The sequence below is a fragment of the Clostridium sp. LIBA-8553 genome, from assembly GCF_057782465.1.
Map to the genome: position 1 here is coordinate 1,089,067 of NZ_CM173489.1, position 15,319 is coordinate 1,104,385.

At 27.9% G+C, this 15,319-nt stretch carries 13 protein-coding genes; 8 read left to right on the top strand and 5 right to left on the bottom strand.

What is annotated here, in order from left to right:
• Positions 1-129 precede the first annotated feature (129 nt).
• Positions 130-699 (top strand): GNAT family N-acetyltransferase, encoded by a 570-nt coding sequence (locus AC2JAQ_RS04705; RefSeq protein WP_488458149.1) that lies wholly within the window; start codon positions 130-132, stop codon positions 697-699.
• A 67-nt stretch (positions 700-766) separates the two neighbouring features.
• Here AC2JAQ_RS04705 and AC2JAQ_RS04710 read toward each other — a convergent pair whose 3' ends face one another.
• Genes AC2JAQ_RS04710 through AC2JAQ_RS04720 form a run of 3 tightly spaced genes read right to left on the bottom strand, consistent with a single transcriptional unit; the run spans position 767 to position 2,726 of the window.
• Positions 767-2,038: a sensor histidine kinase gene (locus AC2JAQ_RS04710; protein ID WP_488458150.1), complete on the bottom strand. Its 1,272-nt coding sequence runs from the start codon at positions 2,036-2,038 to the stop codon at positions 767-769.
• Positions 2,039-2,161, bottom strand: a complete 123-nt coding sequence (locus AC2JAQ_RS04715; protein WP_322503951.1) for a hypothetical protein — start codon at positions 2,159-2,161, stop codon at positions 2,039-2,041. It lies immediately after the preceding gene.
• Between the two features lies 1 nt (position 2,162).
• Complete coding sequence (locus tag AC2JAQ_RS04720) at positions 2,163-2,726, bottom strand: accessory gene regulator AgrB (RefSeq protein WP_488458151.1); 564 nt, start codon at positions 2,724-2,726, stop codon at positions 2,163-2,165.
• A gap of 492 nt (positions 2,727-3,218) precedes the next feature.
• On the opposite strand from AC2JAQ_RS04720, the gene AC2JAQ_RS04725 reads away from it, so the two are divergent.
• From AC2JAQ_RS04725 to AC2JAQ_RS04745, 5 genes are all read left to right on the top strand, one after another.
• A complete protein-coding gene (locus tag AC2JAQ_RS04725) occupies positions 3,219-4,994 on the top strand; it encodes an aminopeptidase P family protein (RefSeq protein ID WP_488458152.1) in 1,776 nt (591 codons plus the stop codon).
• Positions 4,995-5,120: 126 nt separating this feature from the next.
• Positions 5,121-5,603: a hypothetical protein gene (locus tag AC2JAQ_RS04730; RefSeq protein ID WP_488458153.1), complete on the top strand. Its 483-nt coding sequence runs from the start codon at positions 5,121-5,123 to the stop codon at positions 5,601-5,603.
• Between the two features lie 299 nt (positions 5,604-5,902).
• The gene (locus AC2JAQ_RS04735) at positions 5,903-7,030 is read left to right on the top strand and encodes an aminopeptidase (protein WP_488458154.1); all 1,128 of its coding nucleotides are present in this window, start codon (positions 5,903-5,905) and stop codon (positions 7,028-7,030) included.
• Between the two features lie 210 nt (positions 7,031-7,240).
• The gene (locus tag AC2JAQ_RS04740) at positions 7,241-7,735 is read left to right on the top strand and encodes a DUF1648 domain-containing protein (RefSeq protein ID WP_488458155.1); all 495 of its coding nucleotides are present in this window, start codon (positions 7,241-7,243) and stop codon (positions 7,733-7,735) included.
• Positions 7,736-7,814: 79 nt separating this feature from the next.
• The gene (locus tag AC2JAQ_RS04745; protein ID WP_488458156.1) at positions 7,815-8,258 is read left to right on the top strand and encodes a GNAT family N-acetyltransferase; all 444 of its coding nucleotides are present in this window, start codon (positions 7,815-7,817) and stop codon (positions 8,256-8,258) included.
• 89 nt (positions 8,259-8,347) lie between these two features.
• On the opposite strand, the gene AC2JAQ_RS04750 is transcribed toward AC2JAQ_RS04745, so the two are convergent.
• Complete coding sequence (locus tag AC2JAQ_RS04750) at positions 8,348-9,013, bottom strand: YitT family protein (protein ID WP_488458157.1); 666 nt, start codon at positions 9,011-9,013, stop codon at positions 8,348-8,350.
• A 429-nt stretch (positions 9,014-9,442) separates the two neighbouring features.
• Here AC2JAQ_RS04750 and AC2JAQ_RS04755 point away from each other — a divergent pair, with 429 nt between their 5' ends.
• Positions 9,443-9,985, top strand: a complete 543-nt coding sequence (locus AC2JAQ_RS04755) for a GNAT family N-acetyltransferase (protein WP_488458158.1) — start codon at positions 9,443-9,445, stop codon at positions 9,983-9,985.
• A gap of 214 nt (positions 9,986-10,199) precedes the next feature.
• Here AC2JAQ_RS04755 and AC2JAQ_RS04760 read toward each other — a convergent pair whose 3' ends face one another.
• Positions 10,200-10,958: a DUF1189 domain-containing protein gene (locus tag AC2JAQ_RS04760; protein WP_488458159.1), complete on the bottom strand. Its 759-nt coding sequence runs from the start codon at positions 10,956-10,958 to the stop codon at positions 10,200-10,202.
• A 227-nt stretch (positions 10,959-11,185) separates the two neighbouring features.
• Here AC2JAQ_RS04760 and AC2JAQ_RS04765 point away from each other — a divergent pair, with 227 nt between their 5' ends.
• On the top strand, positions 11,186-15,148 hold the full coding sequence (locus AC2JAQ_RS04765) for a glycoside hydrolase family 84 protein (protein WP_488458160.1): 3,963 nt from the start codon (positions 11,186-11,188) through the stop codon (positions 15,146-15,148).
• The last annotated feature ends 171 nt before the right edge of the window (positions 15,149-15,319 follow it).

Here is a 15,319-nt window from a genome sequence, read left to right on the forward strand (position 1 = left end):
TTAGTTTAGAAGTACAATTTCATTTAAGTACGTTTCACATATAATCATAAAGAGATTTGAAATAAGGTTACTTTAAAATAAAGTTAAAAAGGTTTAATATTTGTACAAGTCAGTAGGAGGATGAATTGGGTGCTAGATAAGAATGTTGAGTTTTTCAGAATGGTATTAAAGAGGGAAAAGGAAACAGAGTTAAAGAGTGCATCATTACCAGAAGGATTTAACTTTGTTAAGTTTAAAAAAGGTGATGAAAAGTCATGGGCTGAAATAGAAACATCTGTTTTAGAATTTGAGAATGTTGAAAGTGCTAAAGAGTATTTTGAGAATAAGTTTTTGTCATATTTAAGTGAAATAGAGAGAAGAACGTTATTTATAGAAAATGAAAATGGAGAAAAGATTGCTACATTTACAGCATGGTGGAGGTATACAGGGGAAAGAAGATACCCATTTATGGAATGGGTTGCTGTTAAACCGAGATATCAAGGAAAAGGATTAGGAAAAGCCCTTATTTCTGAAGGGGTAAAATTAATGGTGGCTATTGAGGGCGATTGTGATATGTATATTCCAACTCAGACTTGGAGTCATAAGGCAATTAAATTATATAGATGGGCAGGATTTGATTTTGAGACAGAAGAAAAATTCCCTGGAGGAATTGAAAACAGAACCTTAGAAGGTCTTGAGGTAATAAAGGATTTAATATAAAAGGATTTTAGGTAAAAGTATAGGTGAATTAAAAAAAGAAACAGAATAATAAATTCTGTTTCTTTCATCAAAATAGTATTTTATTAATAGGTAAGTGGACTATAAATTCAGTATGTTTATTATTACTATTTACAATAATCTTACCATTATATGATTCAACTAACTCTTTTACTATAGCTAGTCCAAATCCATTATTATTTTCTCTATTCTCTTTTGTCGTAAATCCATTATTAAATATTTTATCTAATATTTCACTTGGAATTTTAGGACCATTATTTTGTATTTTAAGCACGAAATAATTAAAGTTATAATAAGTATTGATTTTTATTAAACCATTACCATTTAATACTTCAACAGCATTTCTTAATATATTAGAAACTATACGTTGAAAATCTAATTCGTTTACATTGGTTTCTGAAATATTAGCATTTTCATCTATTAAAACAGTAATATCCTTTAAGTTAATAGTATTCACTATCATAGATATAATTGAAGTACTATCAGAAATAATAACATTATTAATAATATTATTATTTCCATCAATTATACTTTTTAATAATTCTCCTAGTTTTTCATGGTTCCCCATAAGATGTAATCCATATAAATAAGAAATTTGAGAACCATAATCATGTTTTAATTTTTTTAATGAATTAATGTTTTCTTCTAAATTTGCATTTAATAGATCAATTTTTTTTGAATTTTTTTCTATACTAGAAAAATATATTATGATAAATATTATAAACAAAAATAATAAAATCAATAGTATTTCTTTGAATAAAGGATTATCTTTTGCATTAATAATTACATTAAATGAAACTATAAAGTCTAATACTATAGTAAAAAGTATTAAGTATATTATTGAACTATTTCTAGATTTTATAGTTTGATAAATTAAGTATATAGCTTTCTTTTTAGATAAAATTAAATATGAAAGAATATACTGTGGAAAATACATAATAAGTATGTAGAATATATTATTTTCTCTTGCTATTAGAATGTTTGGGCAGAGGATGTTACATATAAAAGATGAAATTATCAATGTTATTACAATAAAGGAATAAACTATGCTGAATCCAATGCCAGCAGCTAATAAATCATTTTTGTATATTAATCCCCCGATTATTAACATTACCAAATGTAAAATTAAAGTTGCGACACTAGAATTTCCCATTAATATTGTTGTTATGGATATTATTACCCATAACAACAATATATATAATAACATTTTAGACTTTGGTTTTTTACATTCTTTTTTACTGCATAAATTTATCGTATTTATAAATATTACACATTGTAAAAAAGAGTTTATCATATCAGCTAAAGTTATAGATATATGCATTTATCTAGACTTTTTCATTGACTCAGGCATTTCTTCTACCCCTATAGTCGCAAAAGAAGCAGTTCCTGCACTAATAGTGAATGTTGTTAATAATGCTAACATTGAAAATAATGTTTTTTTCATTTTAAAATTCCTCCCTTTTATATTTATTAAATAATAATATTGATTGTATTAATAAGGTCCATGTTATTGTTTGAGAAATCCATGAAGTTTTAAAAAATATTAAGGCCATAAAAAATAGAATGCTTGAATTTGTAACACCTATTATTTTATTTCTTTTAATTAAATTTTCTTTAGTCAATGGAAATCTCTTGTCTATTACTGGAGCTTTATTATAGATACTAAAAATACTAAATAAGTTTAAGATGATAATACTAAAAAAATTTAATTTACTATAAATAGCAAGTAGAATTATACTACTTGTTATAATTAAAGTAGCAATAAAGCATTTAAGTTGAGTATCTTCATGATAACCACCAATAAATGGCTTTATAAAACACATACTTGCAATTATTATCAAACTTTCTTTAAAATATCCTAGTATTCCAGCAATCAATAAAATTAAAACGCATTTGATAAATTCAAAAGTTAATACAATGACAACATATTGAATTTGTTCTAATAGGTCTTTATCCAAATCAAGATCTTTGGACAAATATTCTACAGTTGATTTTAAAAATTTTCTCATAAAAAATCTCTCTTATATATTTTTTATCGTATAGATTTAAGTAAATGTAATATGGTTACATTATAATAAAAAAACAAGTATTTTACATAGGTTAGTCCTTTTTTTAAAGATATATTTACATAATTTTCATTAATATTGTTATTTTAGAAAGTATTTTGTATTTTTTTGAAATTATAAATAAAAAATAGTAAAAAAAGTGCTTATTTAGATTAGAAATAATCTTTTTAGTAAGGTTTAATGTTTTCTCTTATTAAAATATAAAAAATTTTATCTTAAATAATATACTCGTAAATGATAGTCAAAATAAAAGAAGATTATAAAATAGAGTGTAATACACTAATTTTTAAAATTGGTATTTTTAGGAGATTATTTTTATGTTATTATTATTGAAAGCCTAAAAATATTTTTTAGGAGTGATTTTTAAAGTTTTACTTATATTATTATAAGATGCTTAAAAAGGATAAAATTTTTATAAATACGGGGGCTATAAATATGAAAGTGATTGAAAGATTAGAAGCTTTAAGAAAAGTTATGAAACAAAAAGGAATTGATTATTATATAATTCCAAGTGGAGATGCGCATCAAAGTGAGTATGTATGTGAGTACTACAGGGGAAGGGCTTATATGTCAGGGTTCACAGGATCAGCAGGAACTTTATTAGTGGGGATGGATAAAGCTATTTTATGGACTGATGGTAGATATTTTATACAGGCTTTAGATGAATTAAAAGGGTCTGGCATTGAAATGTTTAAAATGAGAATTCCAGGGTGGCCAACTTTAACAGAATGGCTTAAAGAAAACTCAAAAGAGGGAGAAACTTTAGCTTTTGATGGCAAGGTATTCTCATTATCAGATTATAAAGAGTTTAAAAATTTAGAAGAAGAAAATAAAGTTAAAACAAAAATAGATGAAGACTTATTAAATGAAGTTTGGGAGGAGCGACCAAACCTTCCTAAAGAAAAGGCCTTTTTACATGAGGTTAAGTATTGTGGAAAAAGTGCTAAAGAAAAATTAGATGAAGTTAGAGAAGAAATGAAAAAACTAGGAGTTAAAAATTATATTTTAGCTTCATTAGATGACATTGCTTGGCTTTATAATATTAGAGGAAATGATGTTAAGTGCAATCCTGTAGTTTTAAGTTATGCAATAGTTAAAGAAGATGAGGCTTATCTTTATGTAGACAAGTCAAAATTTACTTCTAATATGGAAGAGGAGCTTTTAAAAGAAGGAATAACTTTAAAAGAATATGATGAAATTGGAGAAGCTATTAGAGAATTAGGAGGAAAGACTCTAGTTGATCCAGCTAAAATAAGTGCTTATTTATATGAGTGTATTGAAAATAAAAAAGATATAATAGAAGGAAGCAATATAACAACTAAGCTTAAAGCTATAAAAAACGAAACTGAGTTAGAAAATTTAAAAATATGCCAAGTTAGGGATGGCGTAGCCATGGTTAGATTTATGAAATGGCTTAAAGAGAATGTTGGCAAAATAGAAATAAGTGAAATATCAGCTTCAGATAAATTAGAAGAGTTTAGAAGTTTAGGAGAGTTATTTAAGGGAATAAGTTTTGGAACTATAGCCGGCCATAAGGAACATGGAGCTATGATGCATTACTCAGCAACACCGGAAAGCAACTATGTTTTAGAGCAAAAAGGATTTTTATTAATAGACTCAGGTGGACAATACTTAGATGGAACTACAGATATAACAAGAACTTTTGTCTTAGGGCAATTAACAGAGGAAGAAAAGAAAGATTATACATTAGTTTTAAAAGGTCATATAGGCCTTATGAAAGCTAAATTCCTAAAAGGTACTACTGGGTCAGCACTTGATATAAAAGCTAGAGAACCATTATGGAATGAAGGAATTGATTATAAGTGTGGAACTGGACATGGAGTAGGATTCTTCTTAAATGTTCATGAAGGGCCACAAAGTATAAGTCCAGTACCTAATAAAGTAGCTTTAGAACCAGGAATGATTTTAACTAATGAACCTGGAGTTTATAGAGAAGGAAAGTATGGAATAAGAACAGAAAATACAATGGTTGTTGTTAAGGACACTTATTCAGAAGAATTTGGAGAGTTTTATAAGTTTGATACTATTTCACTTTGCCCAATAGATTTAGCAGGATTAGATATAAGCTTATTAAATGAAGATGAAAAGGTTTGGCTAAATAATTATCATAAAAAAGTTTATGAGTTATTATCACCATATTTAGATGAAGAGGAAAAAGAATTCTTAAAGAATGAAACAAGAGCAATATAATTTAACATATGATATGATTAACTGAAATTTTGTTATGTCTATATATGGTTATATTAAATTGTTGTGTAATACGTTTTAAGATAAAGAAAATTTTCATAGACATATTATATTTTAAGGAGAATTTTTATGAAAAACTTTAATGAGGTAGGAAAAATAATACTTGCTTATTTTATCTCAACTATAGCATATATTATTGCGTTAAGTTTTGTAGTTAAGGATGAATTAATTACAACAAGAGAGTCATTAAGAGTAGAATGGGTAGGTACGTTGGTGTTTAGTTTAGTATTATTGTTATTAGTATGGATATTTAAGATAAAATTTAAGACATTTCTAATTTTCTTGGGAATTATTTTGCTATTATTTATACCTTTAACAATAAATAGAGAGTCTCTTTGGAATTCTTTATGGAGTACACCTGATACACCAGTTTTTATATATTTAACATCACTATCTTTGGTAACAACATTACCTTTTCATGGCTTAATATGGTCATTAACTGGATATAGATGTTTGGATCTTTTAAATATTATATTTCCAATTTACTTACTTATTATGGGAGTGCTAGGATATATCATAACAAAAATTAGAGGATTAATTAAAGAAGAATAGAGTTAATATTAATTTGAGCAATAGAAAATTATTATATAGTTTCATAAAAAGAAGATGGAATAATTATACCATCTTCTTTTATATTCATATAGTTTTCCAATTTTTACAGGAGTATAATAAAATTAATGGATAAAAATTACTTATAATTTTTATATTTTGAATTTAAATATTAAAGCAAGAAAAAGATTAAAAGAAGATTAGGAAACTAGTTCTAAGAATTATTATTATTAATAAATAATAAGTTAAAATATAATTAAAAAATTATAATACATAAATTTGTATATTTAGGAGGGATATATATGGCAGATCAAAGATTAAATAAGTTAGCTAAACTGCTTGTAAATTATTCAACAGGAGTTAAAGAAGGGGACTTCGTTTTTGTATCTTGTAATGAGGTTGCAAATCCGTGGCTTATTGAGGTAGTGAAAGAAGCTACTGAGGCAGGAGCTCATGTTGAGTATATTTTAGAATCAGAGGAAGCTAAAGAGGCAAGACTTAAATTTGCTACAAAGGAGCAATTATTATCAGGAAATTTAATAATGGAAACTATGCTTGAAAGAGCAGATGTTTGGTTAAGTGCATGGGGAGCTAGAAATACTAGAGCCTTTAGCAATATAGATTCGGAAAAAATAAAAGATAGCAAAGCTGGAGAAAAGGGCTGGAGAAAATTCTATTCAGGAAGAATGGGAGACGGCTCTTTAAGATGGTGTGGAACTCAATTTCCTACATATGCAGATGCACAGGAAGCTTCAATGAGTTTTAGTGAATATGAAGATTTTGTTTATGGAGCAGGACTTTTAGACTATGAAGATCCTGTGGCAGAATGGAATAGAGTAAGCGCAGAGCAAGAAAGATGGGTTAAATATTTAGATACTAAAAAAGAACTTCATATATTAGCAGAAGGAACTGATATTAAGGTTTCAATAGGAGGAAGAAAGTGGATAAATTGTGATGGTAGAGTAAACTTCCCAGATGGTGAAATATTTACATCACCAGTTGAAAATAAAATTAATGGACATATAACTTTCTCATTCCCTGGTATTTATGCAGGAAAAGAAATTGAAGGAATAGAACTTGAGGTTAAAGAGGGGAAGGTAATTTCATATAAGGCTAAAAAAGGAGAAGATTTATTAAAGGCTTTATTAGAAACTGATGAAGGAGCAAGTCACTTTGGAGAAGTTGCTATAGGAACAAACTATGGAATTAAGAAATTCACTAGAAATATGTTATTTGATGAAAAAATAGGCGGAACGGTTCATATGGCTATAGGAGATTCTATGCCAGAGGCTGGTGGAAAAAATAGATCATCACTTCATTGGGATATGCTTTGTGATATGAGAAATGGTGGAAGAATATATGCAGATGGTGAACTTTTCTATGAAAATGGAGAGTTTAAAAAAGAGATATTAGAAAAATATAATCTTTAATATAATTAGAGGGTGAGTAAAATCATCCTCTTTTAATTTTTAGGATATAAAGATACATTCGAATTTTTATAGTTTTACAAAATTTACAGGTGTATAATTAGTTTAAAGAAGAATATTGGTGAAAAGAAATATACGAAGGTTAGAGTAAAGCAAGTGAATAGAAGATTTCTATATATTATAGTAAGAGTTATAGTTTAGGAGTGAGATTATATGACTAGATGGAGATGCAGTGGAAAATATAAAAGTATTAATAAGGCATTAGATATTATAGGATTTCTACTAATAGTATCTTTAAGTGTAATCACTTTTATAGAATGGAGAAATGCACCGGATATTATACCAATTCACTATAATTTTCACGGAGAAATAGATGCATATGGCTCTAAAAATATGTTATTCTTTTTATTACCAATAGTAGTTATGCTTTATGTAGGTTTATATGTTTTAGCAGGATATCCTAAATTATATAATTATATAATAAAGATAACAGATGAAAATAAAGAAAGACAATATAATATGTCATCAACTTTAATTAGAGTGCTTAATATTGAGATTATATCAATGGTTACCTATATTCAACTAAAAGAGGCTACTTCAATTTTTAGTGGAAAGGGAAATTTATCATTTGAATTTTTATCAATAGCTTTAGTTGGTATATTTGGAACACTTGCTTTTTATATTTATAAATCAGTAAAGAATAAATGAATTTTAATTAATATAAATTGGAACATAGGTATAGAAATATTAAGGGGTTATTATATAGATTGATAGGAGATTAAGAGATATGGGAAATATATATGAATTTAAAGAAGAATATTTAAATGAGTGCGCTGAACTTTTTGTTAAAACTTTTAGTGAGGAACCTTGGAATGAACCTTGGAATTTTGAAAGTGCTAAGAAGAGGCTAAAGGATATAACTTTAACCCCAGGCTTTAGAGGAGTTATTTTAAAAAATGGTGGGAAAATAGAAGGGGTTATTTTAGGAGTTCTGGAACAATGGTATGATGGAGAACATTTTTGTGTAAAAGAATTCTTTGTTGATTCTAATTCACAGGGTAAGGGAGTTGGAAAGAAACTTTTAAATGCTTTAGAAAATAGATTAATGGATAAAAAAGTAGGTTTAATTCATTTTTGGACTATGAAGGGAGGAAATGCAGAGGCTTTTTATAATAAGAGAGGATATGAAATTCCAATGGAATTAATAATGATGAGAAAAGAACTTAAATAGCATCAATAAAAGAGCTTTAAAGGATTCTTTTAATATGTCCTTTAAAGCTCTTTTATCTATAAATTATTTATCTGAAATCTATTAAATTATTAAACTGTAAGAGAAACACCTTTTTCTAAATCTTCCTCTTCTTTAGGTTCATCTTTAGTATCAATACCATCGTTTTTGTATTCATATATAACGCTTATTAATTTGCCACTTATGCATACTGCTATTATTGAGAAGAATACCTGTCTAAAGTCTAGGTAAACTAATGATAGCATTAAAACAACGGCATCTGTTAACATGTAAACATGCTGTACCTTAAGAGGTGTAAATTTGCTACCTAATAAGGCTATTACGTCATCTCCACCAGAAGCACCACCGCCACGAAGAACGATTCCTGCTCCAACACCTACACCAATACCAGCTAAAATACTAGCAATTAGCATATTATTAGTAAAATCAGGTGTTAAAAATCCAATACTTTCCCAAACATTATATGATACTGAGAAACAAAATGTAGCGAATATTGAGCATGCTAAGAATTTTTTACCAAAGAATTTAGCACCAAGCGTAAATAATGAAAGGTCTATAATTAAATTTGTTACAGAAGGAGATATGTCAAAGACATTCTTTACTAAAAGTAATAGACCTAAAACTCCACCCTCTGTTACGTTGTTTTGATAGTTAAAGTTATAACTACCAAATGCCAAGATACTTGAACCAAGTGCAATAAGTAGAACACTTCTCAAGATCTTCTTTTTCGATTCCAAAATATCACTCTCCTAAATTTCTTCATAAGTTAATTTACAAAGAAAATAGCAGACATAAATCAAGTCTACTATTAAGCAATAAAAATTATAGAATTAAAAATTATATTTTATAGTAAATTACCTTATAATTTCATTATAATCTTAGTAATAATTAAGGGCAACTTAGATAAAATGGGAGCAGTAAGTATTAAAGGGTTAATTCAGTAATGGCATTAAATAGACTCTGCGGTCATCTGTTTTCCTCTGAGGTCTTCATTTTTGCAAGCTTTTGCAAAGTGCATAGAAAATTTTTATTAATAAGAAGAAAATAAGAGGTTAACAAATAATTAATATATATAATTTTAGCAATATTTGAGATAATATAATATGAATAGTAAATAGTATTTTTAGAAAATAAATTTATTATATTTAAGAAGGGAAGTTAGATTTATGAAAGTAATCGTAAGAAAAGAATTAGAACAAGATCATAAGACCGTAGAGGTTTTAGTTGAAGAAGCTTTTAAGAATGTAGAATATAGTGATCACATGGAACATGTCTTGGTTAGTAAGCTTAGAAAAGGAGAAAACTTTATTGAAGGATTATCTTTAGTTGCTGAAAAAGAGGGAGAAATAGTTGGCCATATATTATTGACTAAGGCTAATATAGAAAATGAAAGTAATAAATATGAGACTTTAGCTTTAGCTCCAGTAGCAGTTTTGCCTAAGTACCAAGGGATAGGAATTGGAAGTGAACTTATAAGAGAGGGAATGAGAATGGCAAAGGAACTTGGATATAATTCCATAATAGTTTTAGGTCATGACAAATATTATCCTAAGTTCGGTTTTAAAAAGGCTGGTACTTGGGGAATAAAAGCGCCTTTTGAAGTTCCAGAAGAGAACTTTATGGCAATAGAATTAAATGAGGAATCCTTAAAAAATGTAAGTGGTGTTGTTAGATATGCAAATGAATTTTTAGGAGATAATAATCAATAAGATTTATTATTATTGATTATTACATAAGACATAAATAAGCTTTTGTTTGATTAAAAAACTTCCTATATGGCTTTTATTATTGCTATATAGGAAGTTTTTATTGGTTTTATTATAAAAATAGTTAGTGAAAATAAAAAGTTTAGGTTTTAAGTGTTGTATATTAAGCTTACATACTTAAGTAAAGCTAAAAACTATTTCTAAGGAATAGTATTACCTATTTAATTGTATATTCATTTAAATAGGATATTCCAAAGTAAACATAAATTATGGAAACTAGAAAGCTCAATGGAAGACTAAGAAGCATATTTATATTTATTAAATTTAAAAGTGCTAGAATTAGTAAGCAAGGCGTTATTCCATACATGCTCATTTTCATAGCTTCACCAAATTTTATGTAGTTATTTTTAATACTAGAAATTATTTTAGTTATTATGGCTAAGATAAAGGCTGCTATAAATGAGAAAATAACAAAAAGTATTACCATTGAAGTTAAATAAGTATTTCCCAATGTTTTATCTATGCTGTTTAAGTAATCTTTTAATTGTTTATCAGTCAAAGAAAGGTTCATAGTAGAATAATTAGCTTCAGTAATCTTCTTATTATTATATTTAATCAATAAAGAATCGCTACCAAATGCAATTCCAGACTTATAATCATTTAGTAGGTTGGCTGCAGTTTCTTTTTCGTTTAATACTAAGGTCCAATTTTCTTTTTCAAAAATTACGAAATTAGAGCCTTTCAAATCTAAAACTCCATTTTTGATTTCAAAAGGTGGAATTTTTTGCTCTAATACGTCTTTTCTAGAAATAAAAAAGGTATTTAAACTTGTATAATTTCTACTAAAAGCTAATAAACTCAATAAAATAGATAATACTAATAAGTAAAAGAATGCGCTGATTCCTGAGGTTTTAAGAAATTCTTTGTATTCTTTAGGATTAAATAAACTTACATAAAACCTTTTAAATACGTTCATAAAATCACCCTTTCTATTTTTTATTAGTTTGTTCATTAAAGAGAAATTTATTAATTATTGTTTATATTAACATTTGTTTAATTAATTTGAAAACGGTTCAAAAAGAATGTGTCGTATGTTATCATAAAAATGTATTAAATGTAAAATAAAGTATTAAAAGAATAAAAAAGGTTTTAGATTTGTTTAATACAGTTAAATTAAATATTAAGGGAATATTGGGGGATTTTATGAGAAAAAAGGATTTTAGAAGAAAATTAACAATGTGTTTAGCATCTGTTATGGCCTTAAACTTAGGTATAAGTGTATCAGTAAGGGCTGATGAAGGGCTAGAAAATGAAATGAAAAAGAATGATATTACTAAAGATCTAAGTATATATCCGACTCCTAAGGAGATATCTTTAGGAGATAGTGAATTTATTTTGGAAAATTCAGTTAACATAGTGGGGGGAGATTTAGCAGATACATATGCTTTTGAACTTTTAAAAAATATATTGACTGAATTTGGAATAAAAATTAATGAGTCAGAAGTTCAAGGCGCTACAACTATCTATATAGGAGAAGTTGATGATAATATCGGGGAAATGGAAAATGTATTAGAAGAAATGAATGTAGATACATCTTCAATAAGTAAAAATGACGGATATGTACTAGTATCTGATGAAAATACAGAGGGAAATAGAATAGTTATAAGAGGAAATGATGAAACAGGAACCTTTTATGGAGTAAAAAGTTTGAAACAGTTAATTGAAAAGGAAGACAATAAGATTACTTTAAATGAAGTTGTCATAAAAGATGAGCCAACTTTTAAAATGAGAGCTGTTGTTGAAGGTTTCTATGGAACACCATGGACTCAAGAAGAAAGATTGGATCAAATTAAAATGTATGGAGAATATAAGATGAATGCTTATATATATGCTCCAAAGTCAGATCCATATCATAGAGAAAAGTGGAGAGAACCATATCCAGATTCTGAGTTAGATAGAATGAAAGAGCTTATAGAAACAGCTAACGAAAATAAGGTTGATTTTGTTTTTGCAATATCACCAGGCTTAGATATAAGGTTTGATGGAGATGAGGGAGAAGCCGACTTTAAGGCTTTAATAAATAAAGCAGAAACTTTATATGATATGGGAGTTAGAAGTTTTGCAATTCTTTGGGATGATATAGAAAATCATAATGGAGTTCAACAAGCAGAAGTTTTAAATAGATTTAATGAGGAGTTTATAAAGGGTAAAGAGGGAGTTAAACCTTTAATAACTGTTCCGGTAGAATATTGGGGAAGTTCAATGTTTAACGGAGACGAGGTTAAAACATATACTAAAGAATTTGCGGAAACTTTGGATAAAGATATTGAAGTAATGTGGACAGGAAATGATGTTATTCCTCCAAATGGGGTTAGTTTAGAGGATGCTAAGAAGGTTTCAAATGTCTATGATAGAAAAATGATGTTATGGTGGAACTATCCTGTTAATGATTATAAAGAAGACAAGATGGCTTTAGGACCAATATATGATTTAGATAAGCAATTGGATGAGGAGGTTTCAGGATTTATAGTTAATCCTATGAGATTCTCTGAAGCATCAAAGATTTCAACATTAACAGGAGCTGATTATGGATGGAACACAGTTGCATATGAGGCAGAAGAATCTTGGGACAAGGCTATTGAAATTATTGCAGGTGAAATGAAAGAAGAATTTAAGATTTTTGCTAACCATTCAACTAGATTAGATACAGGAAGACCAGACTCACCAGAGATTAAAAATATTATAGATAGCTTATGGGAAAAGTGGGAAGCTGGTTCTGATATTAGTGGAGAATTAAGTAATTTACAAAGTGAGTTTTCTAAAATGGTTCAGGTGCCAAATAAATTAAGAACTAATTTAGAAAATAAAACTTTATTAAATCAATTAGATTCACACTTATCAAAGTTTGAGATTTATGGAAATGCTGGACTTAAATCCATAGAAATATTACAAGACATCTTAAATAAGGATATGTCAGAGTTTTGGAGTGATAATTATGAAGGAATAAAACTTCTTAGAAATTTAGATGGAATAAAAGCCACAATTGCTAACAATGTGGTGGATCCATTTATAAGAAAAGTCCATGAAGTTGGAAATGAATATTTCAATAAGGAAACTACTGTTTTAGAGAACAAGAGATATTCTTATACATCAATTGGAAATATTGCTGATCATAAATATTCAGAGTGGTTTATATCAGAAGAAACACATGTTCCAAATTACATGTTTGACAATAAAGACAATACGGGCTTTTGGTCTGCATCTCCAGTAAAAAAGGATGAGTTTATAGGATTTGACTTAGGGCAAGTTGAAGAAATTAAAGATATATATCTTCTTATGGGAAGAAATAATGATGATATAGATGTTATAACTGATGGAGTAATAGAGTATTCAGTAGATGGAGAAAGTTGGACAGAGTTAGAAGTTAATAAGGGAGAGAGGGAATTACTAGTTGAAACAGGAATAAAAGCTAGATTCATAAGATATAGAGTTCTTTCAGATTCTGAAAATAGATTATATGTTAGAGATTTCAAAATTAACACTGGAAAGAGTAAGGAAAAATTAATTGGAAATATAGAAATTAAAGATTCAAAGATAAATAAGACTTCAGAGGGAGAAAATCAAAGTATATCTATGAGCAATATAAATAAGGTATCTTTTGAAGAGGGAGATTCAATAGGAATTGCTATAAATGATGTTAAGAATGTAATTGGCTTTGAAGTTTTAGGAGATATAAAAAGTGATAAATTCGTATTAGAAAGTTCCTTTGATAATATAGAGTGGGAAGAAGTTAGTAAAGGTACTAGCTTTAAAAATGAAGTTCCTGTAGTAGGTAAGTTCTTTAGAATAAAAGCTAAGGAGAAAACTGAAGCTAATATTGATGAGATTAAGGTTTTATTAGAAGGATATTCTAAGGGGATAGTAACAACAAATAGAAGAATAAGCTCAAATTTAAATATACATCCTGATTTTGTTGTGGATAATGATTATGGAACATCTTTTGTATGTTCAGATACCATTAAAAAAGATGATTTTGTACAATTAGACCTTGGAACAGAAAAGAGAATTAGAGATATAAGCCTAGTTCAAGGACCAGGTGGAGACTATATAGATGGAGACATTGAATACTCTTTAGATGGAGAAAATTGGACTAAGGTAGGAATTGTAGAAGGAACTGATACTTTAATAAAGGATTTAGATATAAAAGCTAAATATGTTAGAGTTATTTCAAGTGGATACAAAGATCGTTGGTCAAGAGTCAGAGAATTTACAGTGAATACAACTGTAGAAGAGTTTGAGACTAAGGCTACTTCAGAAGGCACATATACAGATAGAAGTGAGAATATAAGAGATAATAATTTAAATACTGCTTATATACCGGAGGGTGAAATAAAAAGTGGAGACTATCTTCTTTGTAGAGTCTTTGATGAGAGATTGATTTCAAAGATTACAGTGGCTCAAAGTACAGATAATTTATCAGGTGCTAAGGTTATTGGAAAGACTGTAAATGGAGAAACTTTAGAGCTTGGAGTATTAGATAAAGGCTTAAATGAGTTTGTTCTTAAGAATCCAAGGCAGTTAGTATCTGTAAAGTTATTATGGGAGAAGAATGCTGGAAAGGTGGAAATCTTTGAGGTTAAACCTACATTTGTGTCTTTAGAGTCTATGATTGAAGATATTAAAAAAGAAATTCAGCGTGGGGAAAACGCTTTAGTTGAAAATAAAGATAAAGAAAACGAAGAAAGAACTCAATTAGAAGAAGCCTTAAAAAATATTGAAGAGTTATTAAGTAATGAAGCATCTGAAGATGAAATTATTAGGGCATATGAAGATTTAACAAATAAAATAAACAGCTTTATTGATTCAGAGTCAGATGAAGAAGAGGATAATGACAACTCAAATAAACCAGGTGATGGAGAAAATGATTCTGAGGATGATGAAGATAAAGAAGACAATGAAGACTTAGATGATGAAAATAAGGATGAAGACACAGGAGATAATGAAGACTCAGATGATGAAGATAAAGGTGATAATGAAGATGGAGAGGATTCAGATGGAGATGAAAATCTTCCGAATACTGGACTTCCTTTTGGAACAGGTGAGTTAATGTTAGCGGGAGCAGCTTTAGCTACACTTGGAGGATTAACAGTTAAAAAGAAAAAGTAACCAATAAAAAATAAAATACAGAGAATATTTTTTAATCTCTAAGTTAAATTTTAGTGAAATTAATAGGTAAAATAAAGGCAGTAGGTTAAGTAACTTACTGCCTTTATTAAATAGAGAAAGACTTTAAATGAATAGAAAAATTATTATTGCTTTTATATATTAAACTAAAAA